The 24325-nt window shown below is 59.2% G+C and carries 19 protein-coding genes; 9 read left to right on the forward strand and 10 right to left on the reverse strand.

What is annotated here, in order from left to right; translation table 11 throughout:
• Positions 1–154: 154 nt before the first annotated feature.
• The 3 genes from H4Q31_RS12740 to H4Q31_RS12750 all read right to left on the reverse strand — a co-directional run bounded on the left by H4Q31_RS12740 (position 155) and on the right by H4Q31_RS12750 (position 6542).
• Positions 155–1339, reverse strand: coding sequence for an acetyl-CoA C-acyltransferase (locus H4Q31_RS12740; RefSeq protein WP_185179441.1), 1185 nt, complete (start codon positions 1337–1339; stop codon positions 155–157).
• Between the two features lie 530 nt (positions 1340–1869).
• The gene (locus H4Q31_RS12745; protein ID WP_185179442.1) at positions 1870–4272 is read right to left on the reverse strand and encodes a 3-hydroxyacyl-CoA dehydrogenase/enoyl-CoA hydratase family protein; all 2403 of its coding nucleotides are present in this window, start codon (positions 4270–4272) and stop codon (positions 1870–1872) included.
• Positions 4269–6542, reverse strand: a complete 2274-nt coding sequence (locus H4Q31_RS12750; RefSeq protein WP_185179443.1) for a heterodisulfide reductase-related iron-sulfur binding cluster — start codon at positions 6540–6542, stop codon at positions 4269–4271. The genes H4Q31_RS12745 and H4Q31_RS12750 overlap by 4 nt, the downstream gene beginning before the upstream one ends.
• Before the next feature lie 280 nt (positions 6543–6822).
• On the opposite strand from H4Q31_RS12750, the gene fadR reads away from it, so the two are divergent.
• From fadR to H4Q31_RS12770, 4 genes are all read left to right on the forward strand, one after another.
• Positions 6823–7404, forward strand: coding sequence for a fatty acid metabolism transcriptional regulator FadR (gene fadR, locus H4Q31_RS12755; protein WP_185179444.1), 582 nt, complete (start codon positions 6823–6825; stop codon positions 7402–7404).
• A 22-nt stretch (positions 7405–7426) separates the two neighbouring features.
• Positions 7427–8194, forward strand: a complete 768-nt coding sequence (locus H4Q31_RS12760) for an electron transfer flavoprotein subunit beta/FixA family protein (RefSeq protein ID WP_185179445.1) — start codon at positions 7427–7429, stop codon at positions 8192–8194.
• Between the two features lie 21 nt (positions 8195–8215).
• Positions 8216–9199 (forward strand): electron transfer flavoprotein subunit alpha/FixB family protein, encoded by a 984-nt coding sequence (locus tag H4Q31_RS12765; protein WP_185179446.1) that lies wholly within the window; start codon positions 8216–8218, stop codon positions 9197–9199.
• Positions 9200–9391: 192 nt separating this feature from the next.
• The gene (locus tag H4Q31_RS12770) at positions 9392–10759 is read left to right on the forward strand and encodes an MATE family efflux transporter (protein ID WP_185179447.1); all 1368 of its coding nucleotides are present in this window, start codon (positions 9392–9394) and stop codon (positions 10757–10759) included.
• A gap of 111 nt (positions 10760–10870) precedes the next feature.
• Here H4Q31_RS12770 and H4Q31_RS12775 read toward each other — a convergent pair whose 3' ends face one another.
• On the reverse strand, positions 10871–12142 hold the full coding sequence (locus H4Q31_RS12775) for an alkaline phosphatase (protein ID WP_185179448.1): 1272 nt from the start codon (positions 12140–12142) through the stop codon (positions 10871–10873).
• Between the two features lie 193 nt (positions 12143–12335).
• Here H4Q31_RS12775 and H4Q31_RS12780 point away from each other — a divergent pair, with 193 nt between their 5' ends.
• A complete protein-coding gene (locus H4Q31_RS12780) occupies positions 12336–13889 on the forward strand; it encodes an ATP-binding protein (protein ID WP_311771729.1) in 1554 nt (517 codons plus the stop codon).
• Positions 13890–14080: 191 nt separating this feature from the next.
• Positions 14081–14767, forward strand: coding sequence for a DNA alkylation repair protein (locus H4Q31_RS12785; protein ID WP_185179449.1), 687 nt, complete (start codon positions 14081–14083; stop codon positions 14765–14767).
• Between the two features lie 276 nt (positions 14768–15043).
• On the opposite strand, the gene H4Q31_RS12790 is transcribed toward H4Q31_RS12785, so the two are convergent.
• The gene (locus tag H4Q31_RS12790; RefSeq protein WP_281064877.1) at positions 15044–15604 is read right to left on the reverse strand and encodes a methylated-DNA--[protein]-cysteine S-methyltransferase; all 561 of its coding nucleotides are present in this window, start codon (positions 15602–15604) and stop codon (positions 15044–15046) included.
• Positions 15605–15631: 27 nt separating this feature from the next.
• Positions 15632–16219, reverse strand: coding sequence for a bifunctional transcriptional activator/DNA repair enzyme AdaA (locus H4Q31_RS12795; protein ID WP_185179450.1), 588 nt, complete (start codon positions 16217–16219; stop codon positions 15632–15634).
• A 230-nt stretch (positions 16220–16449) separates the two neighbouring features.
• Between H4Q31_RS12795 and H4Q31_RS12800 the strand changes: the two genes are divergently transcribed.
• Positions 16450–17658, forward strand: coding sequence for an acyltransferase (locus tag H4Q31_RS12800; protein ID WP_185179451.1), 1209 nt, complete (start codon positions 16450–16452; stop codon positions 17656–17658).
• A 319-nt stretch (positions 17659–17977) separates the two neighbouring features.
• Here the strand turns inward: H4Q31_RS12800 and H4Q31_RS12805 are convergent, their stop codons facing one another.
• The 3 genes from H4Q31_RS12805 to H4Q31_RS12815 all read right to left on the reverse strand — a co-directional run bounded on the left by H4Q31_RS12805 (position 17978) and on the right by H4Q31_RS12815 (position 21305).
• Entirely contained in the window at positions 17978–19381 is a 1404-nt protein-coding gene (locus H4Q31_RS12805) for an ABC transporter substrate-binding protein (protein WP_185179452.1), read from the reverse strand.
• A 137-nt stretch (positions 19382–19518) separates the two neighbouring features.
• A complete protein-coding gene (locus tag H4Q31_RS12810) occupies positions 19519–20340 on the reverse strand; it encodes a carbohydrate ABC transporter permease (protein WP_185179453.1) in 822 nt (273 codons plus the stop codon).
• Positions 20337–21305 (reverse strand): carbohydrate ABC transporter permease, encoded by a 969-nt coding sequence (locus H4Q31_RS12815; protein WP_185179454.1) that lies wholly within the window; start codon positions 21303–21305, stop codon positions 20337–20339. Before H4Q31_RS12815 ends, H4Q31_RS12810 begins: the two co-directional genes overlap by 4 nt.
• 355 nt (positions 21306–21660) lie before the next feature.
• Between H4Q31_RS12815 and H4Q31_RS12820 the strand changes: the two genes are divergently transcribed.
• The gene (locus H4Q31_RS12820; protein WP_185179455.1) at positions 21661–23259 is read left to right on the forward strand and encodes an amidase; all 1599 of its coding nucleotides are present in this window, start codon (positions 21661–21663) and stop codon (positions 23257–23259) included.
• Between the two features lie 213 nt (positions 23260–23472).
• Positions 23473–23712 carry a 4Fe-4S ferredoxin gene (fdxA, locus tag H4Q31_RS12825; protein WP_185179456.1) on the forward strand — a complete coding sequence of 80 codons (240 nt, stop codon included), beginning with the start codon at positions 23473–23475 and terminating at the stop codon, positions 23710–23712.
• Between the two features lie 86 nt (positions 23713–23798).
• Here fdxA and H4Q31_RS12830 read toward each other — a convergent pair whose 3' ends face one another.
• Positions 23799–24323: a phage tail protein gene (locus H4Q31_RS12830; protein WP_185179457.1), complete on the reverse strand. Its 525-nt coding sequence runs from the start codon at positions 24321–24323 to the stop codon at positions 23799–23801.
• Positions 24324–24325 lie beyond the last annotated feature (2 nt).

Below are 24325 nucleotides of genomic sequence, written 5' to 3' on the forward strand. Positions count from 1 at the left end.
CACTCATTCCCCGCACAACACTCATTCCCCGCGTGGCCGAGTAACTCGATTTTTTCGGGTTTCTTCGGCTGTTTGTGCTTCGCGCGACCGAGAAACTTGATTTTTTCGAGTTTCTCCGGCTGTTGGGGCGTCAACTCTGCAAGTCCCCCGCTCCTTACCCGGCGTGAACTTCGAAGACGCCAGCCGCGCCCATTCCGCCGCCGATGCACATCGACACGACGCCGTAGCCGCCCCCGCGGCGGCGCAGCTCGTGAATGAGCGTCGCCGATAGCTTCGTGCCGGTACAGCCGAGCGGGTGGCCGAGCGCGATTCCGCCGCCGTTGACGTTCACCTTCTCCTCGTCGATGCCGAGTTCCCGAATGACGTGCAGGCACTGCGATGCGAACGCCTCGTTGATCTCGAACAGCTTGACGTCGTCCAAGCCGATGCCGGCCATCTGGAGCGCCTTCGGGATCGCCTTGACCGGGCCGACGCCCATGATCTCCGGCTCTACGCCAGCCAGCGCGAACGAACGGAATGTCGCTAGCGGCTTCAGCCCCATCGCTTCGGCGCGTTCGCGGCTCATAAGCACCGCAGCGGCGGCGCCGTCGCTGAGCGGCGAAGCATTGCCCGCCGTTACGGAGCCGCCGAGCTTGAACGACGGCTTAAGACCGGCGAGCGCGTCAAGCGTCGTATCGGCGCGGACGCTCTCGTCCGTGTCGAACGTGAAGGAGCGCGTCAAGACTTTGCCGCGTTCGTCTACATTTCTCAGCGTCGCATTGATCGGTACGATCTCGTCTTTGAACTTGCCTTCTGCGATCGCCTTCGCCGCTTTCTCATGCGAGCGCAGCGCGAAGCGGTCTTGGTCCTCGCGGGAGACGCCGAACCGCTCCGCGACGTTCTCAGCCGTATGCCCCATGCTGATATAGACTTCCGGCATCTCTTCCACGATGCGCGGGTTCGGGGACACTTTGAAGCCCGTCATCGGGACGTGGCTCATGCTCTCGACCCCGCCGGCGACAATGACGTCTGCGTGACCGAGCATAATGCGTTCCGCGGCGAACGCGATCGCCTGCAGTCCAGACGAGCAGAATCGGTTGATCGTCAGCGCCGGCACCGTATTCGGAAAGCCGGCATAGAGTGACATAATTCTGGCGAAGTTAAGCCCCTGCTCCCCTTCGGGCATCGCGCAGCCGATAATGACGTCTTCGGCATCCTCCTTCTTCAGCCCCGGCGTTCGCTCGACGACCGCCTCGAGCACCGCCTTGCCCAGATCGTCTGCGCGCGTCTGAACGAGGCTGCCCCGCTTCGCTTTGCCGACCGCGGTGCGCGCAATCGTGACGATTACTGCTTCTCTCATGGCTCTTCCTCCCAACGTACTATTTCCGACCAACCACACACCCGTGCGCCGAGTTAGTTCGTTCGCGAACTAATTCCCGCCGTATGCACCAGCCGTGCGCCGAGTTAGTTCGTTCGCGAACTAATTCCCGCCGTATGCACCAGCCGTGCGCCGAGTTAGTTCGTTCGCGAACTAATTCCCGCCGTATGCATCACCCGTGCGCCGAGTTAGTTCGTTCGCGAACTAATTCCCGCCGTATGCACCACTCGTGCGCCGAGTTAGTTCGTTCGCGAACTAATTCCCGCCGTATGCACCCCTCGTGCGCCGAGTTAGTTCGTTCGCGAACTAATTCTCGCCGAATGCATCACACGTGCGCCGGGTTAGTTCGTTCGCGAACTAATTCCCGCCGATTGCATCACACGTGCGCCGGGTTAGTTCGTTCGCGAACTAATTCCCGCCGTATGCATCACCCGTGCGCCGGGTTAGTTCGTTCGCGAACTAACTCCCGCCGTATGCACCAACCGAACATCGCCCGGCCGGCCATACGCCAGCTAATTCCGCAGCGCCTTGCCCTTCGTCAGCATGTGCTGCATGCGCTGCTGCGTCTTCGGCTCGCCGCACAGGCTAAGGAACGCTTCGCGCTCCAGGTCGAGCAGATACTGCTCGCTGACGAGCGTCCCCGCCGGCACGTCGCCGCCGGCCAGCACATGCGCGAGCTTCTTCGCGATCTTCAGATCGTGATCGCTAATCCACCCGCTCTGCCGCATGCCGATCGCGCCGAGCGTCAAGGCCGCCTTGCCTTCGGCGCCCGCGACGCGCACGCGCTCCTCCGGAATCGGCTCGTAGCCGGCCTGCGCCATCCGCAGCACCGCTTGCTTCGCCTCATAGATGCGGCGGTCCTGGTTCAGCAGCACGCGGTCCGTCTCCTTCAGGTAGCCGAGCTTCTTCGCGTCGTGCCCGCTCGTCGATACTTTGGCCATGCCGATCGTCTCGAACGCTTGGCTAAGCCGCGGCAGCAGGTCCGCATCCGGCGAACGCTCGCTCTGGCTGATCCGCAGCGCGAATTCCTTGCAGCCGCCGCCTGCCGGGATGAGGCCGACGCCGACTTCGACGAGACCGTAATACGTCTCGGCCGAAGCGATGACCTGGTCCGCCGGAAGGCAAGCCTCCACGCCGCCGCCCAGCGTCATGCGATGGGGCGCTGCGACAACAGGCTTTTCGAGCCGCTTGATCTTGAGCATGGCGTTCTGGAACATTCGAATGATGCCGTCGACTTCGTCCCACTCCTCGTCCTGCGCCTCCATCAGCAGCAGCATGATATTCGCGCCGACGCAGAAGTTGCGGCCTTCGTTCGCGATGACCAGCCCTTCGTAGTTGCGGCGAACCTCCTCTACACCTTGCGAGATGAGGCTCAGAATATCGGAACCGATCGCATTGTTCGGCGAATGGAACTCGAGGCAGGCAACGCCGTCTCCGAGATCGACGAGGCTGGCCCCGCTGTTGCCGATAATCGTGCGGCCATTCTCCTTGAGCGCGCGCAGCGAAATGTTCTCCGGCTTCTCCTCCGCCTCGCGGTAACGCCCCTCATGAATGTAGAACTTCCGGCCGCCCTCCCCCTTCCGGTAAAAGGACGTGTTGCCCTGTGCGATCCACTCCTTCACCCAGCCAGGGACCGCCAGCCCCTCGCGCTCCATTCGGAGGGCGGACGTCGCTAAGCCGATAGCGTCCCACGCCTCGAACGGTCCGAGCTCCCAGTTGAAGCCCCACTTCATCGCATTGTCGATCTCTTCAATCGAATCGGCGATCTCGCCGACCTTGGCCGCCGAGTAGACGAGCACTTGGCTAAGCAGGCTCCACGCCAGCTCGGAGTAGCGGTCGCCGCCCGCGATCAGCGCCTTCGTCTTCTCACGCGCGCCTTTGGCCAGCTTCGCTGCCTCCAGCGAGCCGGAGGACACCTTCTTCTGCGGCCGATATTCCATCGTCGCCGGGTCCAGCGCGAGAATCTCGCTCTTGCCGTCCGGGCCTTTGATCTTCTTGAAGAAGCCTTGGCCGGCCTTCTCGCCGATCCAGCCTCTCGCGACCAATTCCTTCGCCAGCGCCGGATGCTCGAACACCGCCCGCTCCGCCCCATCCATGACGTTGCGATGCACGTTGTCGGCCACATGCAGGAACGTATCGATCCCGACGAGATCGAGCGTGCGCAGCGTGGCGCTCTTCGGCCGGCCCATCGCCGGTCCCGTCACCGCTTCGATCTCCTCGACCGTGTAGCCCTTCTCGGCCATCTCCCGCAGCGTCACGAGCAGACCGTACGTGCCGATCCGATTGGCGACGAAGTTCGGCGTATCCTTGGCGATAACGACGCCCTTGCCGAGCGCGTTCTCGCAGAAGTCCTTCATCCGCCGCACGAGCGCGGCGTCCGTGTCCCGTCCGGGGATAATCTCCAGAAGCTTCATATAACGCGGCGGGTTGAAAAAGTGCGTGCCCATGAAGTGCTTCCTAAACTCGGGGCCGCATTCCGCCGACATCTCGTCGATCGAGATGCCGGACGTATTGGAGCTGACGACGAGGCCGGGCTTCCAATGCGCCTCGACCTTCCGCAGCAGCTCGCGCTTCACCTGCAGGTTCTCGACGACGACTTCAATGACCCAGTCGACGTCCGCGACTCGCGCCAGATCGTCCTCCAGGTTGCCCGGCGTGATGCGCTTCGCGAAGTCCGGATCGTACAACGGGGCCGGATTGATCTTCGCCAGCTTAGCGATCGCTGCCGTCGCGAGCCGGTTGCGCACGGCGGGATGCTCCAGCGTCAGCCCTTTGGCCGCTTCTTCATCGGTCAGCTTGCTCGGAACGATGTCCAGCAGCAGGCAAGAGATGCCCGCGTTGGCCAGGTGGGCGGCGATGCCCGAGCCCATAATGCCCGAGCCGATGACGGCCGCCTTGCGAATCGATTGGTTCATGCTCTGACCTCCTCTAATGGTTCAGATGTGCGAACGGGTCGGTCGCCGAACACGGCGTGCTCCAGCAGCTCCGCGACGTCCCTCGCCCGGACGTCCTCTTCAGCTTCCTTCATCTTGGTCCCGTCTTCAAACATAGCGAGGCAGTAAGGGCACGCGCTGCTGACGACCGTGGGACCCACGGCCAATGCTTGCTCGGTGCGCGCCAGATTGACCCGCTTGCCCGCCGTCTCCTCCATCCACATCATTCCGCCGCCGGCGCCGCAGCACATGGCGTTCTCCCGATTGCGCGCCATCTCGACGAGCCGGACGCCCGGGATCGCCTTCAGCACGTTGCGCGGCGCGTCGTATACGCCGTTGTAACGGCCGAGGTAGCACGAATCGTGGTAGACGATCCGCTCCTGCACTTCGTGTCGCGGCTGCAGCTTGCCTTCGCGGACGAGCTGCTCCAGAAGCTGGGTATGGTGAAGCACCTCCACGCCTTCCAGACCGAAATCCGGATATTCGTTCTTGAGCGTGTTGAAGGTGTGCGGGCAAGCGGTGACGATTCGGCGAACGCCGTACTTCTTGAACGTCTCGATGTTCTCGGCGGCGAGCTGCTGGAACAGCATCTCGTTGCCCATCCGGCGCGGCGTGTCGCCCGAGTTCTTCTCCTCGTTGCCGAGAATCGCGAAGCTGACTCCCGCTTCCTGCATCAGGCGGACGAACGCCCGCGAGATGCGGCGGCTGCGCTGGTCGTAGGAGCCCATCGAGCCGACGAAGAACAAGTAGTCGAAGCCGGGATTGTCCTTGACCGTCGGCACGCTTATGCCTTCAATCTCGGCGGTCCAATTCGCGCGGTCACCCCGGCTCAGACCCCACGGATTGCCTTGGCGCTCGATGTTCTGCAGCGCGCGCTGCCCGTCGTGCGGCAGGCTGCCCTGCATGAGCACGAGATGGCGGCGCAGGTCGATGATCTTGTCGACGTGCTCGTTGCCGACCGGGCATTGATCCTCGCAGTTGCGGCACGTCGTGCACGACCAGATCTCGTCCTCGGTCATGACGTCGCCGATCAGCTCGAGCTCCAGCGGATTGTTCGCCGGATCTCGATGCCAGGCGGACTTCTGCCAGTCCAGCGTCGGGCGAATGTCGGTGACGGCGCCTTCCCGAGCCGCCTTGCGACCGCCCGCATTGTCGGCGCTCGACGCGGCGGCCTCTCGCTCCCCGGCCTCCGACGCCGCTTCGCGCCACGCGACGCCCGAAGCGACGGCTGCCGGAGCCATCGCGTGCGCTCCGGCCGACGCCGACGCGGGGAACGCGAACGCCGGCGCCCAAGGCGACTTGCTCGTGACGGCGGCGCCCTTCTCCTGCAGATGGTCGCGCAGCTTCGTGATCAGGTGCATCGGCGACAGCGCCTTGCCGGTGTTCGACGCCGGGCAGACGTTCGTGCAGCGGCCGCATTCGACGCAGGCGTAGAAGTCGAGCATCTGCTTCTGCGTGAAGTCTTCGATCTTGCCGGCGCCGAACGATTCCGCGTTCTCGTCCTCCAAGTCGAGCTTGCTCAATCGGCCGACGGGCTCACGGCGGCGCAGCCAAATGTTCAGCGGCGCGGTCAACAGGTGGAAGTGCTTCGACTGCGGGACGTAGACGAGGAAGGAGAGCAGCACGAGCAGGTGCACCCACCAGAAGACATAGAAGACGGCTTCCGCCGCGCCTACCGGCATGCCGGAGAAGATCGCCGCGATCGCCGACGAGATCGGCGCGTAGCCCGAAGGCTCAAGGCCGAGCCAGACGCGTTCGAAGCCAAGCGCGAACAGCACCGACAGCATCAGAGTGAAAATAAAATAAACAACAAGGCTCGGCTTCCAGCCCCGCTTCAGCCGCGGGAGCTTCTCCCCGTAGCGGCGGTACGCGGCGTAGCCCATGGCGGCGAGCACGAGGAAGACGACCGCCTCCTGCATGAGCCCGAACAGGCCGTAGGCCGGGAACGGAACGTGCTTGCCGTCCGTCAAGCCCTTGACGATGAGATCGAGCGCGCCGAATTGCACAATAATGAAGCCGTAGAAAATGACGATGTGCATCATCCCGCTGCGGGGATCCTTCAGGAGCTTCTTCTGACCGAACACCTGCGAGAGGAATTCGGCCATTCTCCCTTCGCCGCCCCCGCTGAAGGAGGCGGGCTGGCCTAGCTTCTTGACATAGAGATAGCGGTGGTAGACGGCCCGGTAGAACAAGTAGAGCGCATACCCGGCTGCCGCCAGAAATAAGAGGAGATTCGCGATCTGCCACGCCATAGACATCCGTCCTTTCCCGTTCTGCTGCGAGTTCCGATAGCTTCATGCCAGGTTCTTCGTCAAGCCAATTGCGAGAAGTTGCCGCGGATATAAGGTTGTGTTGTGGCGATGCTGATGGACTGCGGAGTTGCGTCTGCGAAGTCTGTAAACGGTTACAACCGCTCCGTAATATAAATCTTATGAGGCGATCCTTGACTTTCGGATAGGTTTCTCATAAGATGGAGGAAAAATGAATGATCATTCATTCAGTTACTGTGAATTTTATCACTGGGGTGCCGACATGACAAGTAGAAAAAATGAAAAATACGCGCTTATCCTGCGTGCCGCTGAGAAAGTCATCGCCGAGAACGGCTTCCACGGCTCGCAAGTGTCGCGGATCGCGAAGGAAGCCGGCGTCGCCGACGGCACCATCTATCTCTACTTCAAGAACAAGGAGGATATTCTCATCTCCCTGTTCCAGAACCGGCTCGGCGAGCTGGTCGCCTTGTTCAACGAGAGCATCCGCGAGACCGATTCGGCGGACGCGGCGCTGCGCAAAGTGTGCGAGCTCCACTATCGCGAATTGGAGAGCAACGTCGATCTCGCCTACGTGACCCAGATCGAGCTCCGCCAGAGCTCGCTGGAGCTGCGCAAAGCGATCGGCCTCGCGGTGAAGCCCTATATTGAATTAATCGAGCATATCCTCCGAAAGGGGGTCGAAGAGAAGTCGTTCCGTCCCGACCTTGACGTCAAGCTGACGCGGCTGCTCATCTTCGGGGCGATGGACGAAGTCGTCACGTCCTGGCTCATCGCCGGGCGCAAGTATTCGCTAAGCGCGCAAGTGGATAAGACGGTCGAGTTTTTCCTGAGGGGTCTCAAATAACCTGCGAGAGGGGTTTTCTTCGATGAACATCTGCGTCTTATTGAAGCAAACGTTCGACACCGAGGAGAAGGTCGTCCTTCGCGACGGCGCGGTATCCGAGGACGGCGTCAAGTTCGTCATCAATCCGTACGACGAGTATGCGGTAGAAGAAGCGATCCTGCTTCGTGACAAGGCGGGCGGCACGATCGTCGTCGTCTCCGTCGGGCCGGAGCGGACAGCCGAAGCGCTGCGCACGGCGCTCGCCATGGGGGCAGACGAAGCGGTGCTCATCGCGAACGAGCGCATCGGCGGCGACGAGCACGCCGTGTCGAAGGCGCTCGCCTCTTATATCGGCAGGCATTCGTTCGACGTTGTGCTCGGCGGCAACTTCTCCGTCGACAACGGCGCCGGCCAGGTCGCCGTGCGCGTAGCCGAGCTGCTCGGAATGCCGCACGTCAGCTCCGTCACGAAGCTGACAGTGGACGGCGCATCAGCTACGGCGCTGCGCGATGCCGAGGGCGACACCGAGACGGTGGAGGTTCGGCTGCCGGCGGTGTTCACCGCACAGCAAGGCTTGAACGAACCGCGCTATCCGTCACTGCCCGGCATTATGAAGGCGAAGAAGAAGCCGTTCGCGCAGCTGACGCTGGACGATCTCGGCTTGAGCGAAGCGGAGCTCGAGCCGCGGACGGCTCGCGAGCAGCTCTCGCTGCCGCCGCAGCGCCAAGCGGGAAGGCTGCTGAAGGGCTCGGCAGCCGAGCAGGCGGCGGAGCTCGTGCACCTGCTGCGCACGGAATCGAAGGTTATTTAAGCCGATAAGGGGGAACCTCGGATGAGCCAAACATACGTTGTCGTCGCGGAAGCGCGCGGCGGGAAGCTGCGGCAAGTAACGTTGGAAGCGGTTCAAGCGGCGCGGTCCGCCAAGCGGGAAGAGGATCGGGTCGCGGCGGTGCTGATTGGCCATGCGGTGGAGCCGCTGGCGGCCGAGTTGGCCGGCTATACGGACGGACCGGTGCATGTCGTCGACCATCCAGATTTGGAGCTTTACAATCCCGAAACCTATGCGACAGCGCTGGAAGCAGCTCTCGAATCGCTGGCTCCAAGCGCGGTGTTCCTCGGCCATACGGCGATCGGGCGCGATCTGGCGCCGGCGATCGCCGCTCGGCTCGGCGCGGGCCAAATCTCCGACGTCATCGCCATTCAGCGGGACGGCGGCGGCGAGGAAGCTTCGTTCACGCGTCCGCTCTACGCCGGCAAGGCATTCGAGACGAAGCGCTTCGTTGGAGACGGCGTTCGGGTCGTGACGGTTCGGCCGAACAATTTTCCGGCGGCGGAGCCCGCACCCGCGCCGGGAGCGGTCGTGAGCGTCGCCTACTCCGCTCCCTCCGACCTGCGCACGGTCGTGAAGGACGTCGTTCGCAAGATGAGCGGCAAGGTCGACCTGACCGAAGCGAAGATCGTCGTCTCCGGCGGACGCGGCGTGAAGAGCGCCGAAGGCTTCAAGCCGCTGGAGGAGCTGGCCGAGACGCTCGGCGCGGCAGTCGGCGCTTCCCGCGGAGCCTGCGACGCCGGCTATTGCGACTACGCGCTGCAGATCGGCCAGACCGGCAAAGTCGTCACGCCGGAGATCTACATCGCCTGCGGCATCAGCGGCGCGATCCAGCATCTCGCAGGGATGAGCCAATCGCGCGTCATCATCGCGATCAACAAGGACCCGGAGGCGCCGATCTTCAAGGTCGCGGACTACGGCATCGTCGGCGACCTGTTCGAGGTTGTTCCGCTGCTGACGGCAGAGTTCAGGAAAGTGCTGGTCTAATATCTTCGCTCCGGGCATTCGGGCTTTCCCTCGGCATTGTCATGCTGGCGGGAAGGCCTTTTTTTCGACCATCTGGATGTGCGCTCGTCAGACTCGGTGCAGGTTCTTCCGGCTGCATTTCCCTCTTGTTGTGAACACGCGTTCATGCTAATCTAGTATGGTTTAGTGCAGCGACAACAAGAGGTGACTACTATGGACAAGAATCGGGAGCTCAGATTGTTCAAGCTAACCTGGCCGATTCTGCTGGAAAATTTGCTGTTTATGCTAATGAGCACGGCGGATACGCTGATGCTCAGCGGCGTGTCTGATAAAGCCGTATCTGCAGTCGGAGTTGCCGGCCAGTTCGTCTTCATCGCAATCATTCTCATTGGGGTCATCAATAACGGCGCGGACGTCGTGATCTCCCAATACCTTGGCTCCGGCCGAAGATTCGAAGCCTCCAAGATCGCCGCGCTGACCGTGACGATGAATCTGCTCGCGGGCCTGACGATCAGCCTGCTGTTCATCGCGTTCACCAAGCCGCTCATGGGCCTGATGAATCTCGAGCCGGACACGATGGACATGGCGGTGACGTATCTCCGAATTGTCGGCGGCTGGATCTTCTTCCAGGCGATCATCAACGCGTTGTCGGGCATCATCCGAACTTACGGCTATGCCAAAGAAGCGATGCTCGTCTCGCTCGGCATGAACGTCGTGCACATCGCGCTCAACTACGCGCTGATCTTCGGCAAGGCCGGAATGCCTGCGCTCGGCGTCGAGGGCGCCGCCCTGTCGACGGTTATGAGCCGCGGCGCGGCGATTGTAGTCTTCCTCTGGATGATGTACAAGGTCGTGGATGTCCGCATTCGGATGAAGGATTACTTGACCATCAGCAAGGAGTATCTGGGCAAGATTCTCACGATCGGCGTTCCGACGGCGCTCGAGTCCGTCCTGTACCACTGCTGCCAGTCCGTCTTCCTCTACTACGCCTCGTTCCTGGGCGACATGGCGCTGGCTTCGCGGCAATACGCCATGAACATCTCCAGCTACGTCTACCTCTTCAGCTTGGCTTGCGGAACGGCCACGGCCATTCTCGTTGGGCGGCTCGTCGGCGGCGAACGGCCGGAGGAAGCCTACAAGCGAGTCTGGAAGAGCGCATTCTGGAGCGTATCCATCACCGTCGTCATCGACCTGATCGCCATCTCTGTCCGCCATCCGCTCATGGGCTTGTTCACCGAAGATCCGGATATTCTGAAGCTGGCGGCCCAGATGGTCGTGCTCAGCTTGGTGCTGGAATCGGGGCGGTCTCTCAATATGCTGTTCGTCCCTGCGCTGCGGGCGGCAGGCGACGCCAAGTATACCGTCTATTGGGGAATCGTCTCGATGGTGTGCATGAGCCTGCCCCTCGGCTACGTGCTCGTCTTCGTGTTCGACATGGGACTGGCCGGCATCTGGCTCGCGATCGCTGCCGACGAATGGGCGCGCGGCATCATCATGTTCTTCCGCTGGCGCAGCCGCAGGTGGGAAGGCAAGGCGCTCGTCTCGGCGGAGCGGAAGCCGGCGGCCGCGTTGGAGACTTAAGGGACTCCTCTATGCCGACAGCACCCCTTCGAGCTCATCGATTCCCCGCAAGGGATTCCATGATGCTTCGAAGGGGTGCTGTCTTGCGCGCTCTCTTAAGTACTTTCTATTTTACTTTGCCTTCAAGCCCAGCGCTTGCATCATCTTCGTGAATACTTCCGTATTCTCATAGATTCCGCTGAACAGCTCGCCGCCGGGACCCATGGCCGTCACCGGAATGTCCGATGCCGTATGGCCGGATGTCGTCCAATCGACATAGAACATGGCATCGGAGTTCGCTATCTTGAACGGGCCGTCTTCCTTCGAGATCGCGTCGCCCGATTCATCCTTGTCATCGGACTCTTCAATCGAGAAGCCGCCTGTCTCGTGGTCGGCGAGCACGATCACCAGCGTGTCCGGGTGGGACTTCGCGTAGAGCTTCGCCGCTTTAACCGCCTTGTCCAGCTCCTGGCCGGTCTGGATCGTCTTCTCCGCATTGTTGCTATGCGCGAACTCATCCGTTCCCTCTTCTTCTATCACCAGGAAGAAGCCCTTCTTGGTCTTATCAAGAAGGCCGATCGCCTTCTTCGTCATATCGGACAGCGAGACGACAGGAGCATAGATGTCGCCTTTGCCTTCTTCTCTCTGCTGGAACATCTCTTCATTCGAGAACAGGCCGAGAACCTTGCCGCTCTTCGCGGCTTGAAAGCTGGCTTGATCGTTCACGTACGTATAGCCGAGCGACTGCGCCTTCTCGACCAGATTGCCCTGCGTACCCTTGCTCTTCTCGCTTGGATCTTCCGCCGGTTCGTCCGGGTATTTGCCAGGGTTGCCCGCAGGATACCAGAAGTCTTCGCCGCCGCCGAGCAGCACGTCTACCTTGGATTGCGTCAAATATTGAAGCGCGATGTCGCTCTGCTTCGAACGGTCTTCGACGTGCGAGCCGAACGCCGCAGGGGTAGCGTCGGTCACTTGGCTCGTCGTGACTAGTCCCGTTGCCATTCCGGCTTCGTTCGCATATTCGAGAATCGTCTTGACGGGCTTCTTGTCCTTGTCTACGCCAATCGCGCCGTTATAAGTCTTCACGCCGCTCGCGAAAGCTGTAGCCGCTGCCGCAGAGTCCGTGACCGGAACCGTCGAGCTCGAACGGAAAATGCCGGTGTAAGGCATATCGTCCATCTCCAGCTTGCCCGTCTCGCCTACCGTCGCCAGACGGATCGCGCTGCGCTGGGACAAGCCCATACCGTCGCCTACGAACAGAATGACGTTCTTCGTTTTGCTGGGCGCCGCCGATGCTTGATTCGCATGCGATCCCGGGAAGATTGGCGTGCCAGACGCGATCAGAGCCGCTGCCGCTGTCGTTACCGCCGCTGCCTTCAAAGCCGTTTGAACTTTACTCACCATCCATCGCTCCTTCTCACTTTGGGTCTTCTTGTTCACATAGATGGTAAGTTACTACTTTAAACGGAAAATTAGTCTAGCGTAATCGCTTGGTTAAATCGCATCTATCATTTAAGAAAATATTGTATATTAAGAATATAGCGGAAATAGCCTATTCTACTTCAAGATCATTTCAGTTAAAGGCAGGTGTCGAGTAGTGGAATCGGAGCACCATCAACGGACGAACGCCCACTTGAATCAACTGGCCTCTGTCGGCCAGATTGCCGCAGGCATCGCGCATGAGGTGAAGAACCCGCTGACGGCGGTCAAAGGGTTCCTTCAGCTGCTGAAGGAGCGCAATGAGCCGCAGTACATCGATATCGCCCAGTCGGAGCTCGAGAACGCGATCGGCATTCTGCAGAATCTGCTTCAAGTATCGCGGCCGGATTCGGAGGAGGAGCCGTTCGAGTCCATCGACTTATCTGCGGAATTGGAATCTCTGATTCTGCTGTTCCAGGATCAATTCTACCGGGTGGAGCTGATTCGCGACTTCCGCAACCCGGGGCAATACATACGGGGCAAGAAGAACCAGTTGAAGAAAGCTATTTTTAACCTGCTGAAGAATGCATTCGAGGCGATTCCGGGTAAAGGCGCCATTACGGTCGGGCATGACGCTACGGACAGCGAAGTGATCGTCTATATACAAGATAGCGGCACCGGCATTCCCAAGCACAAGCTCAGCATGCTGGGCACACCGTTTTTTTCGACCAAAGAGGATGGGACCGGTATGGGCTTACCTCTCGTATTCTCAGTTATCTATCAACACAACGGAACCGTCGATGTGGAGAGCGAAGAGCAGCGAGGAACCCGATTCACGATCACCCTCCCGCGCGAGACTGGAATGAAGAAGAACAAAGAGGTGCTACGCTTGGAATTAGATGTCTCTAACTCGGCCAATCTAGTTGAATTCTTCGCGGACAACCGAGATACGTTCGAGGAAAGGCTGCTGTCGGAAGCTGTAAACGTTAGAGAGCGAATCGACGAGCTGCTCGCGGTCGGCAACATCAACCTACTCGATAATGCGTACCGGCTCGTGCTATACGTCGTGGAGGGCAAGGAGCACGATGTGATCTCCTTCGCCCGAACGGAGGGTGTCGCCTGGGCCAAGCATTCGCTGACGGTCGCCTTCAAGCTCGAGTGGATTCAAGCCGTCCGGCGCGTGATGTGGGACTTCCTCTACAATTACGACCGCATCACGAACCACCTGTCGAACAAAGAGGAGTTCTACGGACTTGAGAAGCAAATCAACGATCTGATGGATCTATTCTTCAGCCACTTCTTCTTGAGCTTCTCGCAGTTCAAGGATGACCTGATCCGGTCGCAAAGGGAACTGATGGCGGACCTGTCCGTTCCGATCATCCCGCTGACGCCGTCAATCTCCATTCTGCCGCTCATCGGCGCCGTTGATGAGTCCCGATCCGCCATCATCGAAGAGAAGGTGCTGAGCCAAATAGGCAACAACCGGATCGAGACGCTCATTATTGATTTGTCCGGCGTCATCGAGATGAGCCCGGGGGTGATTCGGGATCTCATCAGCCTCCTGGAAGGCATCAAGATGATGGGATGCGAGAGCGTCATCACGGGAATCCGGCCGGAGATCGTCAAGACGATGATTCGTCATGGGCTGACGTTCGGCACGAAGGCGACGACCAAAGGAACGCTGCAGCATGCGCTGATCGATCATCTCGCCCAGTGGAGCGCTTCGACTTGAAGGCAACCGAAGGCCGCTATTCTCCAATCAAGCGTCGCACAATGCTATCGCCGCGAACGTTGTTTATGGTTACGCTATCTTGCTCTCATATTCGATGATGCGCCGATAAGCGCCACCTACAGCTTCGGATAAAGTATAGTAAGACTATAAACGCGGCTTGTCCGCCAACGTTACCATGAGGAGGCGTGATAATGGAGATGTCATTGCGCGACCGATTGAAGGAGCTTGCCGAAGAGGATTATCGCCGGTTCGCCTCGTCTCTCATCCCGAACATCGACAATTTGCTGGGCGTTCGGCTGCCTGCTTTGCGCAAGCTGGCGATCGAGATGGCGAAGGGCGATTGGCGCGCGTATCTGGCGGAGGCGGAGAACGACTACTTCGAGGAGATCATGCTGCAAGGCATGGTGATTGGCTATGCGAAGACGGATGTGGAGGAGCAGCTTCGTTATGCGGCGAGCTTCGTGCCGAAGATTGACAATTGGTCCGTATGCGACAGCTTCTGCCAGGGTCTGAAGTTCGCCAGGACGAATCAACAGCGGGTGTGGGAATTTCTGCAGCCGTATCTGGCTTCCGATGCCGAGTATGAGATTCGGTTCGGCGCCGTCATGCTGCTGATGCATTATGTGGACGAGGCGCATATCGAGCGGGTGTTGGAGCTGCTCGACCGAATCGATCATGATGCGTATTACGTGAAGATGGCCGTCGCTTGGGCGCTGTCGATCTGCTTCTCCAAGCTGCCTGAGCCGACTCTTCGCTATTTGCGCAGCGACAACTCTCTCGACAAGTTCACCTACAACAAGGCGCTTCAGAAAATAACCGAGTTATCCCGCACCGATCCGGAGACGAAGGCGATGATTCGCGGGATGAGGCGCAAATAAGGGCATAACGGCAGCCGGACAGGCTACCCTCGCCTGTCCGGAAATTCTCGCGCAAGTAGGTAATCCAGTTACCTTCTTGCCGTCGTTCTCCCGGATTCCCGCACATGTAGGTAATCCAGTTACCTTCTTGCCGTCGTTCTCCCGGATTCCCGCGCATGTAGGTAATCTATTTACCTTCTTGCCGCCATTCTCTCGAATTCCTGCACATGTAGGTAATCTATTTACCTACTTTCCGCCATTCTCCCGGATTCTCGCGAATGTAGGTAATCTATTTACCTACTTTCCGCCGCTCTTCCCTCGCTCCCGTCCGCCCCCTCGCTCCAGCTGGAGCAGCTTCGCCTTCATCTCCAGCCCGCCGCGGTAGCCGGTTAAGGCGCCGTTCTTGCCGACGACGCGGTGGCAGGGAATCGTGATCAGGACGGGATTCGCGCCGATGGCCGCACCGACAGCCCGCACGGCAGACGGCCGCCGGATGCGCTCCGCAATATCCGAATAGGACAGGGTCTGTCCGTAAGGAATGCCGCCGAGCGCTTCCCAGACCGCCAATTGGAAGCTCGTTCCTCTCAGATCGAATGGAACGGTGAACCGCTCCCGCTTCTCTAGCAGGTACTCTTCCAGTTCAGCGGCATAGGGGCGAAGCTTGTCCTCATCGCGCACGAGTTCGCTGCCCGGCATCCGCGCATGCGACCAATCCGCCAGCTCCTCCAGTCCCCCATTCTGCGAGCCGATGAAGCAAAGTCCGCTCGGCGTCGCCGCAACGTGAAGCCGCCACTCCCCTTGGGCCAGCAGCGTCCAGTAGATTGGCATCTTCTCCGTATTCTCGGATAGATTAGTCATAGTCGGCTCCCCCTTCTCTTAGCATCCTTATCGCGAATCCAGCTTCTGCCGCTCCCGATAAGCAGCCGGCGTCACGCCGGTCATCTTCTTGAACAAGGTGACGAAGTACGGCGTATTAGCCCAGCCCGCACGCAGCCCGACCTCCGCGACCGGCAGGCCCGTCTCCCGCAGCAGCTTCCGGGCCAGCTTGACCCGCTTGCGCTGGATATACTCAACCGGCGTCATTCCCATAACCTTCTTGAACGTGCGGTGCAAATGATACGGGCTGCCGTGAGCGGCCTCCGCCAGACGCTCCAGCGAGAGCGGCTCCGTGAACCGGCTGTCGATGTAGGCTGCGACCGAGGCTATCCATTCGTCGTCCGGCAGCCGCCGGCCGGTCGGCCTGCATCGTTTGCACGGGCGGAAGCTCTCGCTCAGCGCTTCCTCGGCGGAGCGGAACAGCCGCACGTTCCCGGCATTCGGCGGACGCGACTTGCAGGACGGCCTGCAGAAGATGCCCGTCGTGCGGACCGCGTAACAGAACTGGCCGTCATAGGCGGCGTCGTTCGCGAGGATCGCCCGCCATCTCTCATCGGTCAGCGGCAACACATCAGCATCCGAATCCGTATTTGCCATCCCGCTTTCACCTCCACGAACAGTATAACCCCAAAGGCGGCCCGCGCGGCAGGCTGCGGGATGGATCCGCAAGATAACGAAATCAAGCACGCGGGCCAACCTGATTATTTTCGATCAGATTCGACTTTAACTCTATTCTCATCTACCCGCAATTATAGTAAATTTAGATGAGGATCAAACGGTCTCCGTTACCCGCACATTCAGCCTATCCGATTAGAGGAGTTGCCAACATGTCGTCATCGCCGTCCGGCGTCCAACCTGCAGCCAAGAAGCCCCGCATTCCTGAGATCGACATTCTTCGGACGATGGCGATTCTAGCCGTCATCATGATTCACGCGACCGGATTCATGCTCTCTAAGCTTGACAAGGCGTCCAGCTATTATCTACCGTACAGCGCCCTGCAGAACCTATCGGCCTTCGCCGTCCCCGTGTTTATCTTCATCAGCGGATTCGTTCTGTTCTATTCGTATCTGGAAAAGCCAATTACCTCGCGCCTGCTCGGCACCTTCTATCGCAAAAGAATGCTGACCGCCGTCGTGCCGTACATTGCGTTCTCTGTGATTTATTACCTTGTTCGGCATCGGAACGATCCGGATCTCTTAACGCTTCCGAACCTTAAGCACTTCGGTTATTTGCTGCTGACGGGCCAAGCTTACACACACCTGTACTATATGATTGTCATCATCCAGTTCTATCTGCTATTCCCGCTTCTGCTGTACGCGATGCAGAAGATCAAACGCCCGCTGATCATCCTGCTGGCCGGCGTGCTGGTACAGTGGGCTTACTACTTCGTCAATCGCGAAGTGATCGTGAAGCTGACCAACATTCCCGAAGTGCTCCACCAGACCGGCGACTTCTTCACTTCCTACATTGCCTACTTCATGTTCGGGGCATATCTGGCCGCACACGGCGAGAGGTTCATGGCCTTCGCAAGGTTCCAGAAGCCGGGACAATCCGCTTGGGGGCGTTCCATCCCGTGGATCTTCATCTTCGCTGTCTGGCTCGGCGCGGGGCTGTACTATGCCTATATCAACTACATGGGCGCCGCTCACAAAATATGGGCGACCTCGCAGACGTTCCAATCGGTCTGGTTCGTCTACAACCTGGCATCCGGCCTCGTGCTGTTCCGCCTGGCTATCTGGGTATACAAGGCTCTCGGCTCCGGATGGAGGCAAGCCGTTCTCCTCATTGGGCAATGCTCCTTCGGCATTTATCTTCTTCACCCGCTGGTCTTAATGTACTACCGGAAGCTTCCGGTCAGCGGCAACCCGCTGCTGTTCCACCTCTACTTCATCGGGGAATACGCCTCGGCTCTGCTGCTGTCTTGGGCGATAACCTACTTCCTGATGCGCCGGTTCCGCTGGTCGTGGGTGCTGTTCGGCTCCAGTCTCGCCAAGCGGCAGATCGGCAACGGCAGCGGCAGCGGCCAACCCGGTTGAGCAGCGAATGTGGTCGATCTATTCGACTTCTGGAACACCAGTACGATCAAACCGCCAAATGAAGTCGACCTATTCGACTACATAGACGCGATAGTGGCGATATCCGCAGAAGAGGTCGATCCATTCGACCTCTTCGCCGCGAATAACCCAATCGCTGTAGATAAGGTCGATCTATTCGACTTCTGGCGCCCGAACACGGTGTATCGGCTCCATGTAGTCGAACTGATCGACTACCTGCCACCGCAACAACAAACGCAAACAGCGGAGCCTGGTCAATCACCTGACCGGGCTCCGCTGTTTGCGCTATGCGATGCCTTGCCTATTTCGCCGTGCTGTTGTACGTCGCGAGCTTCTCGTTGATCTGCTTCGCGGCATCGTCCAGCGCAGCCTGCGGCTCTTGCTGGCCGTTCAATACGGCTTCGATCGCGCCTTCGACGATCTGTCTAGCTTCCGGGAACACGCCCATCATCGCGCCGTTCGTCGCCGGCGTGTTGACGGAAGCGTGCAGCTGATCGACCGCCGTCTGGAATTGCGGGTACTTCACCATGTTGTCCTTCAGCACTTGCTCGTCGTAAGCGGCCTTCGTGATCGGGAAGTAGCCCGTGCTGACGTTCCAGTAGGCTTGTACGGCCGGCGTCGCCAAATACTTGATGAACTCCCAAGCCGCCTTCTGCTGCGCTTCCGGCTTGTTGTTCAGAATGTAGTTGCTCGCGCCGCCAACGACGACTCCGCCTTCCTTCACGGAAGCCGGGCGCGGCAGGAAGCCCGTACCGACTTCGAACTTGCCGCCAACGGCGTTAACGATGTTGCGCAGCCCTGCGGTGGAATCGAGCGTCATCGCGATCTGGCCGGCTGCGAACGCCGCGTTGGTGTCGGCTGTCTTGCGGCCCAGGTTGGAGATGGCCTTCTCGTCCAGCATGTTTTTCCACCAGGTCAGCGTCTCTACGCCCGGTTCGGTGTTGACCAGAGACTCCGTCGCCGGAGACGTTCTGCCGTTGCCGTTGTTCAGGTATTCCGCGTTCTGGTTGGCGAAGAACTGCTCCATGAACCAGCCGTAGATGGCGATGGATCCGCCGGTAACGCCGCTGTCGGTCAGCTTCTTCGCGTACTCTTCGAACTCTTCGTAAGTCTTCGGCGGCTTCTCCGGATCGAGGCCGGCATTCTTGAACGCGTCCTTGTTGTAATAGAGAATCGGGTTCGACGTGTTGAACGGCATGCCGTTCAGCTTGCCATCCATCATGTAGTAGCTCGTGATGTTCGGCTCCAGCAGGCTCAGATCATAACCTTCCGCATCGATGAATTGCTGCATCGGCGTGATGTAGCCCGAATCGATCATGAAGCGGCTGCCGATCTCGAATACCTGCACGATGTCCGGGCCTTCCTTCGAGCCCATCGAAGCCTTCAGCTTGTTCAAGCTCTCGTCGTAAGAGCCTTGGAAGACCGCCTCCACTTGGATGTTCGACTGGCTGGCGTTGTAGTCGGATACGATCTTCTTGATCGCTTCCTCATTCGCGCCCGTCATGGAGTGCCACCAGGTGATCTTCACCGGTTCCGTCGCGGCAGGGGTGCTGCTCGCGGAAGCCGAAGCGCTTGGGGACGACGATGGCTGTACGGCGGAGGATGAGCCCGCGTTGTTAGCAGAAGTGCTGCCGCACGCGGATGCCACGAGCAGGAATGCGACGGAAGACGCGGCTAACCATTCTTTCGAACGAAGCTTCTTCATGTGTCTGTAGTCTCTCCCTTTTAAATAGCTGATTTGGTCATCTATCAATCAACTGCTGTCGCAGCGGATTGCGTTGCGAATCGGCGGCGCTTATTGCGATGAATGATGCGCCGCGTATCATCCCATGAGCCGCAGCCTCAGCCTTTCAAAGCGCCCACCGTCATGCCGCGGACCAATTGCTTAAGACCGAAGGCCAGCATGAGCAGCGAAGGCAGAATGACGATGACGATGCCTGCGAACACGAGGTTCCATTCCGTCGTCTCTTGGTGCTGCAGCATCGAGATGCCGATCTGCACCGTTCTCATCTTGTCGCTGTTCGTGATGAGCAGCGGCCACAGATAAGCGTTCCACATGTGGAGGAACGAGTAGACGCCAAGCGTGCCGAGAGCGGGTCTGGAGAGCGGAATGACATGCGATAGGAAAAAGCGTACGTGTCCGCAGCCGTCCATGCGCGCGGCTTCGAACAACTCCGTCGGCAGCTGCATGAAGAACTGCCGCAGCAGGAACGTGCCGAAGGACGCGGCGAGGAAGGGAACGATCAGGCCCTGATACGAATCGAGCCAGTCCCAGCCGCGCACCGTCAGGTAGTTCGGGATAATCGTCACTTCCCACGGAATCATCATCGTCGCCATGAACGAAGCGAACAGCAGGTTCTTGCCCTTGAAGTTCATCCGCGCGAAGGCGTACGCCGCCAAGCTGGAGGTGATCAGCTGGCCGAGCATAACGACGATGGAGACAAGGAACGTATTTCCGATGAACGCCGCGATCGGCACGATCTCGAATACCTCAACGAAGTTCTTCAGGTTGAGGCTATGCGGAACGACATGCGGCGGGTACAAGCTCGCTTCGCTCGGAGGCATGAGCGAGGTCGAGAAGGCGTAGAGAACCGGATACAGCACCGCCAGCGCGCATAGAGCCATGACGATGTACAGAACGGTTGCCGAGATTCTGCGACTCATTGGTAATGCACCTTCTTCTCGACCCATTTGAACTGCACCAGCGTGAGGATGACGATGATGACGAACAAGACGAGCGCTTGCGCGCTGCCCGTGCCGAAGCGGAAGTTCTCGAACGCTTCCTGGTAGATCGAATAGACAAGCACATTCGTGCTGTTCATCGGGCCGCCGTGCGTCAGAATGTTAATCTGGCCGAACGATTGGAACGAGCTGATGACGGAGACGATGGCCAGGAAGAATAATGTCGGCGACAGCAGCGGCAGCAGGATTTGAACGAACGTCCGTACTGGACCCGCGCCGTCGATCGCCGCGCTCTCCCGAATCTCGTCCGGAATGCCGCGCAAGCCGCTGGACAGGACGATGTAGTTGAAGCCTAGGTTCATCCAGACAGTCATGAGCGATACCGATAGCAGCGCCCGCTTCGGATCGATCAGCCAGTTGATCGGCGATAGGTTCAGCAGGCTTAGGAAATAGTTCAGCATGCCAAGGCTCGGGTGGTAGAGGAACATCCAGATGACCGAGGAGGAGCCGACGGACAGGACGACAGGCAGCGAGAAGGCGAATTGGAAGATGGTAAGCCCCCTCTGCTTGCCGCTCGTTATCGCCGCGAGAATCAGGGCGGCCAGTATGCCCGTCGGTACGGTTAGGAGGGCGAAGTAGACGGTTATTTTCAACCCTTGGAAGAAGAGGTCGTTCTTAATCAGATAGTCGAAGTTATCCAGCCCGACGAAGCCCGTGACGCGTCCGGTCAAGTCTGTCGCATGCAAGCTTAGATAGACCGACTTGATCATTGGATAGAAGAAGAAGATCGCGAACAAGATCAGAGACGGCGCTAGAAAAGCATAAGCCAGCAGATTCTCCCGCCACTTCAACCCGCTCAGCGTCTTGGTCTTGGTTCCGCGCAGCTGCGCTGCCCGTTCCCGGTTCTGTTCCCGGGGCAGGGTCAAACTGTCCTCCAGCCCGTTCATTCGACTGCTCCTTTCTAGCGAGAGTTCGTTCGAACCGAATCTCTCAGAAGTTCCAACTCATCATAGCCCTCCACTATCAACTGCGCATTTTGCTAATATTAACTTTCTGTTAAGTCCCCCCGTTCGACAGCATTCCTGTGAATCAGAGAGTTCCGTGTCTTCAACTTGGTACGTTAGATATATTTACATTAATTTTCTGAATATTTAATCTAATGTTGTATTAGTTAACGCATTATAGCCAGGAAGCAACAAATTAGGAGGCGATGTACGGGACTGGATGGGAATGAAGAGAAGTTTCCTTCCATATGATCAGATGAACTTCACATTTCCTATCGGGAGAGGAGCCTGATTGACCATGAGGATCCAAGGTTCGGCATTGTTCAAGAGAAGGCGCTTATCGCTCATTACCGCTCTATTGCTTGCTATTACTCTATTGCTGCCCTATATCCCGGCATCGACCGCTGCGGCGGCGCAAGCCTTCGCTTATGAGGAGATTACGCTGGAGGAGCTTCAGGACGGTTATGCAGACGGCAAGTTCACGACCGTCCAGGTCGTTCAAGCCTATCTGGATCGGATTCAACTCTACGAGCCGAATTACAACGCCTTCACGACCATGAATGCGAACGTACTGAAGGAAGCCGCCGAGATCGACCGCGCCCGCGCGGCCGGCGAGGAGCTCGGGCCGCTGGCCGGCATTCCGATTGTCATCAAGGAAGCGGTCGACATGGCCGGCTACCCTTCGACGATGGGATGGGCGCCGCTTAGCCCGGAGAAGGGCGGCATCAGGCTGATTCCCGAGAAGGATGCGCCAGTCGTCGCCCGCTTGAAGGCGGCGGGTGCCGTCATCATCGGCCGGACGAACATTCCGGCCTTCAGCAGCTCCGGCACGCGGGCGACAACGAGCTGGGACGGCGACACCTATAACGCCGTAGACCGCAGGTTCGTCCCCGGAGGCAGCAGCTCCGGCACGGCGATGTCCGTATCGGGCAACTTCGCGGTGCTCGGCATCGCGGAAGAGACCGGCGGCTCCATTCAGAATCCGGCTGCTGCGCAGAATATCGTCGGCATTAAGCCGACCTTCGGGCTGGTGCCGAATGCCGGCGTCGTACCGCTCGGCGGCAGCACGCGCGACGTCATCGGCACGCACGCCCGCACGGTTCACGACGCGGCCGCCATGCTGGACGTGATCGCGGGCTATACGCACGAGGACCCGAAGACCGTCGCCTCCATCGGCAACATGCCGGCGAACGGCTATACGTCCAAGCTGAACACGCAAGCTCTGCAAGGCAAGCGGATCGGGTTGTACGGCAAAGGCTGGCGCGATCAGGATTTGACCCCCGAGACGCAGCAGCTGTATGACCGCGCGATTCAGGAGCTGGTCGCCCAAGGCGCGACGGTGATCACCGATCCGTTCGCCGATACCGACTTCGCCGCGACAGTCAAGTCTGCAGACGGAGGCATTGGATCGGTGTACTATGACATGCAGGATTACCTGGAGCGGCTCGGACCGAGCGCAGCTATCAACAACGTGCAGGAGCTGATCGAGATGACCGGCGAGGTGCCTTCCGTCTTCACTCGTTACGATGGCAATCTGCCGGATCCTAACTCGGAGCCGGATCTGTCGGCCTTCATCGCTTCCCGCACGGACATTCTGAAGATCTTCAACGACGTCATGGACAAGTACGATCTGGATGCGCTCGTCTATCCGCAGATGTTCAAGGAGACGCCTCTTCTCTCGAGCGAGGACAACATCGGCGCGACGACGGTGTCCGAGATCAATCTGGCCGGCGTCCCGCTGGTGACCGTGCCGGCCGGCTATTACAAGAGCGGCTCGCCGTTCGAGCTGGCGTTCACCGGCAAGATGTGGAGCGAAGCCGATCTGCTCGGCATGGCCTACGATTACGAGCAAGCGACCGCGTACCGCAAGGCCCCGGTTCTGCTCGAGAAGGAATAAGGCGGCGGCCGGACAGCCCGATTCTATAATTCTATCGGCGTGCACGAGCAAAGCCGGCGGTTCACTCCGCCGGCTTTGCCATTTTTGTATTGAATAGGTAATCGCTTTCAGCTAATATGGAAATAAATCATACAACTTTGCTTGACCCAATATAATAGGACTAACTTGTCGTATTCCCAGCTGTATATTCGGATTATGGGAGGGTGTGTTCGAATGGCGTTTGTCATTACGGAAGCCTGCATCGATGAGAAAGCTGCCGATTGCAAAGAGGTATGTCCGGTCGATTGTATCTCCGAGGGTCCCGACCAATTCTTCATTGACGCCGATGTGTGCATCGACTGCGGCGCATGCGAGACCGCCTGCCCTGTCGGCGCGATCTATTACGAGGATGATCTGACGGACGATCGCAAGATCTTCGTCGAGAAAGCGAAGCAATTTTACCAGAATCAATAGTTAGCACGAACGAAGAAGTCGCCCTCCCTCTTATTCGAGGAGCGGGCGACTTTTATTTGCAAGGACTGCAGACTATGAGATGCAGGCTACGGACGCGGCGGGAAAATGCCTTCCATCGCGATGATGTAGGACAACGCCAGGTACGGCTGCCTATTGTTATGCGCGCCGCTCCCTCCGACAGCGCCGACGGCAGCGGGATTCACCGTCGTGTCCAGCGCTGTGCCGTAGACATTGTAGCTTCCCCTGCCGCTAACGTTGCTCCATACCGCTCCGATGGGAGTCGTCGAGTTGGCGGCAGTGCCGTTCACTGCGTTCGGCACGTGCGTATGGTTCGGAATCTCCTCCATACGAAGCGTATGGCTCGCTTCGCCGCCCCTCTCTCCCAGCGATCTCGGCGTTAAGCCCGCCCCGGCGCCCCAATGCATCGCCGCTTGCCCTTGCAGATTCGGCAGAGCGAAGGTGACCTTGCCGTCCCCCCCGTAAGTGACTCCCAGCAGGGAGAAGAGCGCGGTAAACTGCCGAATCGGGAGCAGCGAGCCGTCGCATAATGCCCAGCCCTTGGGCGCGAAGTTACCTGCGAAAATTCGAATCTCTCCTAAGAACGCATCCATGG

The organism is Cohnella lubricantis, from assembly GCF_014212015.1.
GTDB lineage: Bacteria > Bacillota > Bacilli > Paenibacillales > Paenibacillaceae > Cohnella > Cohnella lubricantis.

Bases quoted from the DNA above. Each gene is read 5' to 3' on its own strand.
- H4Q31_RS12760 (WP_185179445.1), top strand. From the start codon at position 7,427: ATGAACATCTGCGTCTTATTGAAGCAAACGTTCGACACCGAGGAGAAG.
- H4Q31_RS12830 (WP_185179457.1), bottom strand. From the start codon at position 24,323: ATGGATGCGTTCTTAGGAGAGATTCGAATTTTCGCAGGTAACTTCGCG.
- H4Q31_RS12770 (WP_185179447.1), top strand. From the start codon at position 9,392: ATGGACAAGAATCGGGAGCTCAGATTGTTCAAGCTAACCTGGCCGATT.
- H4Q31_RS12765 (WP_185179446.1), top strand. From the start codon at position 8,216: ATGAGCCAAACATACGTTGTCGTCGCGGAAGCGCGCGGCGGGAAGCTG.
- H4Q31_RS12800 (WP_185179451.1), top strand. From the start codon at position 16,450: ATGTCGTCATCGCCGTCCGGCGTCCAACCTGCAGCCAAGAAGCCCCGC.
- H4Q31_RS12775 (WP_185179448.1), bottom strand. From the start codon at position 12,142: ATGGTGAGTAAAGTTCAAACGGCTTTGAAGGCAGCGGCGGTAACGACA.
- H4Q31_RS12740 (WP_185179441.1), bottom strand. From the start codon at position 1,339: ATGAGAGAAGCAGTAATCGTCACGATTGCGCGCACCGCGGTCGGCAAA.
- H4Q31_RS12750 (WP_185179443.1), bottom strand. From the start codon at position 6,542: ATGGCGTGGCAGATCGCGAATCTCCTCTTATTTCTGGCGGCAGCCGGG.
- H4Q31_RS12805 (WP_185179452.1), bottom strand. From the start codon at position 19,381: ATGAAGAAGCTTCGTTCGAAAGAATGGTTAGCCGCGTCTTCCGTCGCA.
- H4Q31_RS12810 (WP_185179453.1), bottom strand. From the start codon at position 20,340: ATGAGTCGCAGAATCTCGGCAACCGTTCTGTACATCGTCATGGCTCTA.
- H4Q31_RS12795 (WP_185179450.1), bottom strand. From the start codon at position 16,219: ATGGCAAATACGGATTCGGATGCTGATGTGTTGCCGCTGACCGATGAG.
- H4Q31_RS12790 (WP_281064877.1), bottom strand. From the start codon at position 15,604: ATGACTAATCTATCCGAGAATACGGAGAAGATGCCAATCTACTGGACG.
- H4Q31_RS12820 (WP_185179455.1), top strand. From the start codon at position 21,661: ATGAGGATCCAAGGTTCGGCATTGTTCAAGAGAAGGCGCTTATCGCTC.
- fdxA (WP_185179456.1), top strand. From the start codon at position 23,473: ATGGCGTTTGTCATTACGGAAGCCTGCATCGATGAGAAAGCTGCCGAT.
- fadR (WP_185179444.1), top strand. From the start codon at position 6,823: ATGACAAGTAGAAAAAATGAAAAATACGCGCTTATCCTGCGTGCCGCT.
- H4Q31_RS12815 (WP_185179454.1), bottom strand. From the start codon at position 21,305: ATGAACGGGCTGGAGGACAGTTTGACCCTGCCCCGGGAACAGAACCGG.
- H4Q31_RS12745 (WP_185179442.1), bottom strand. From the start codon at position 4,272: ATGAACCAATCGATTCGCAAGGCGGCCGTCATCGGCTCGGGCATTATG.
- H4Q31_RS12785 (WP_185179449.1), top strand. From the start codon at position 14,081: ATGGAGATGTCATTGCGCGACCGATTGAAGGAGCTTGCCGAAGAGGAT.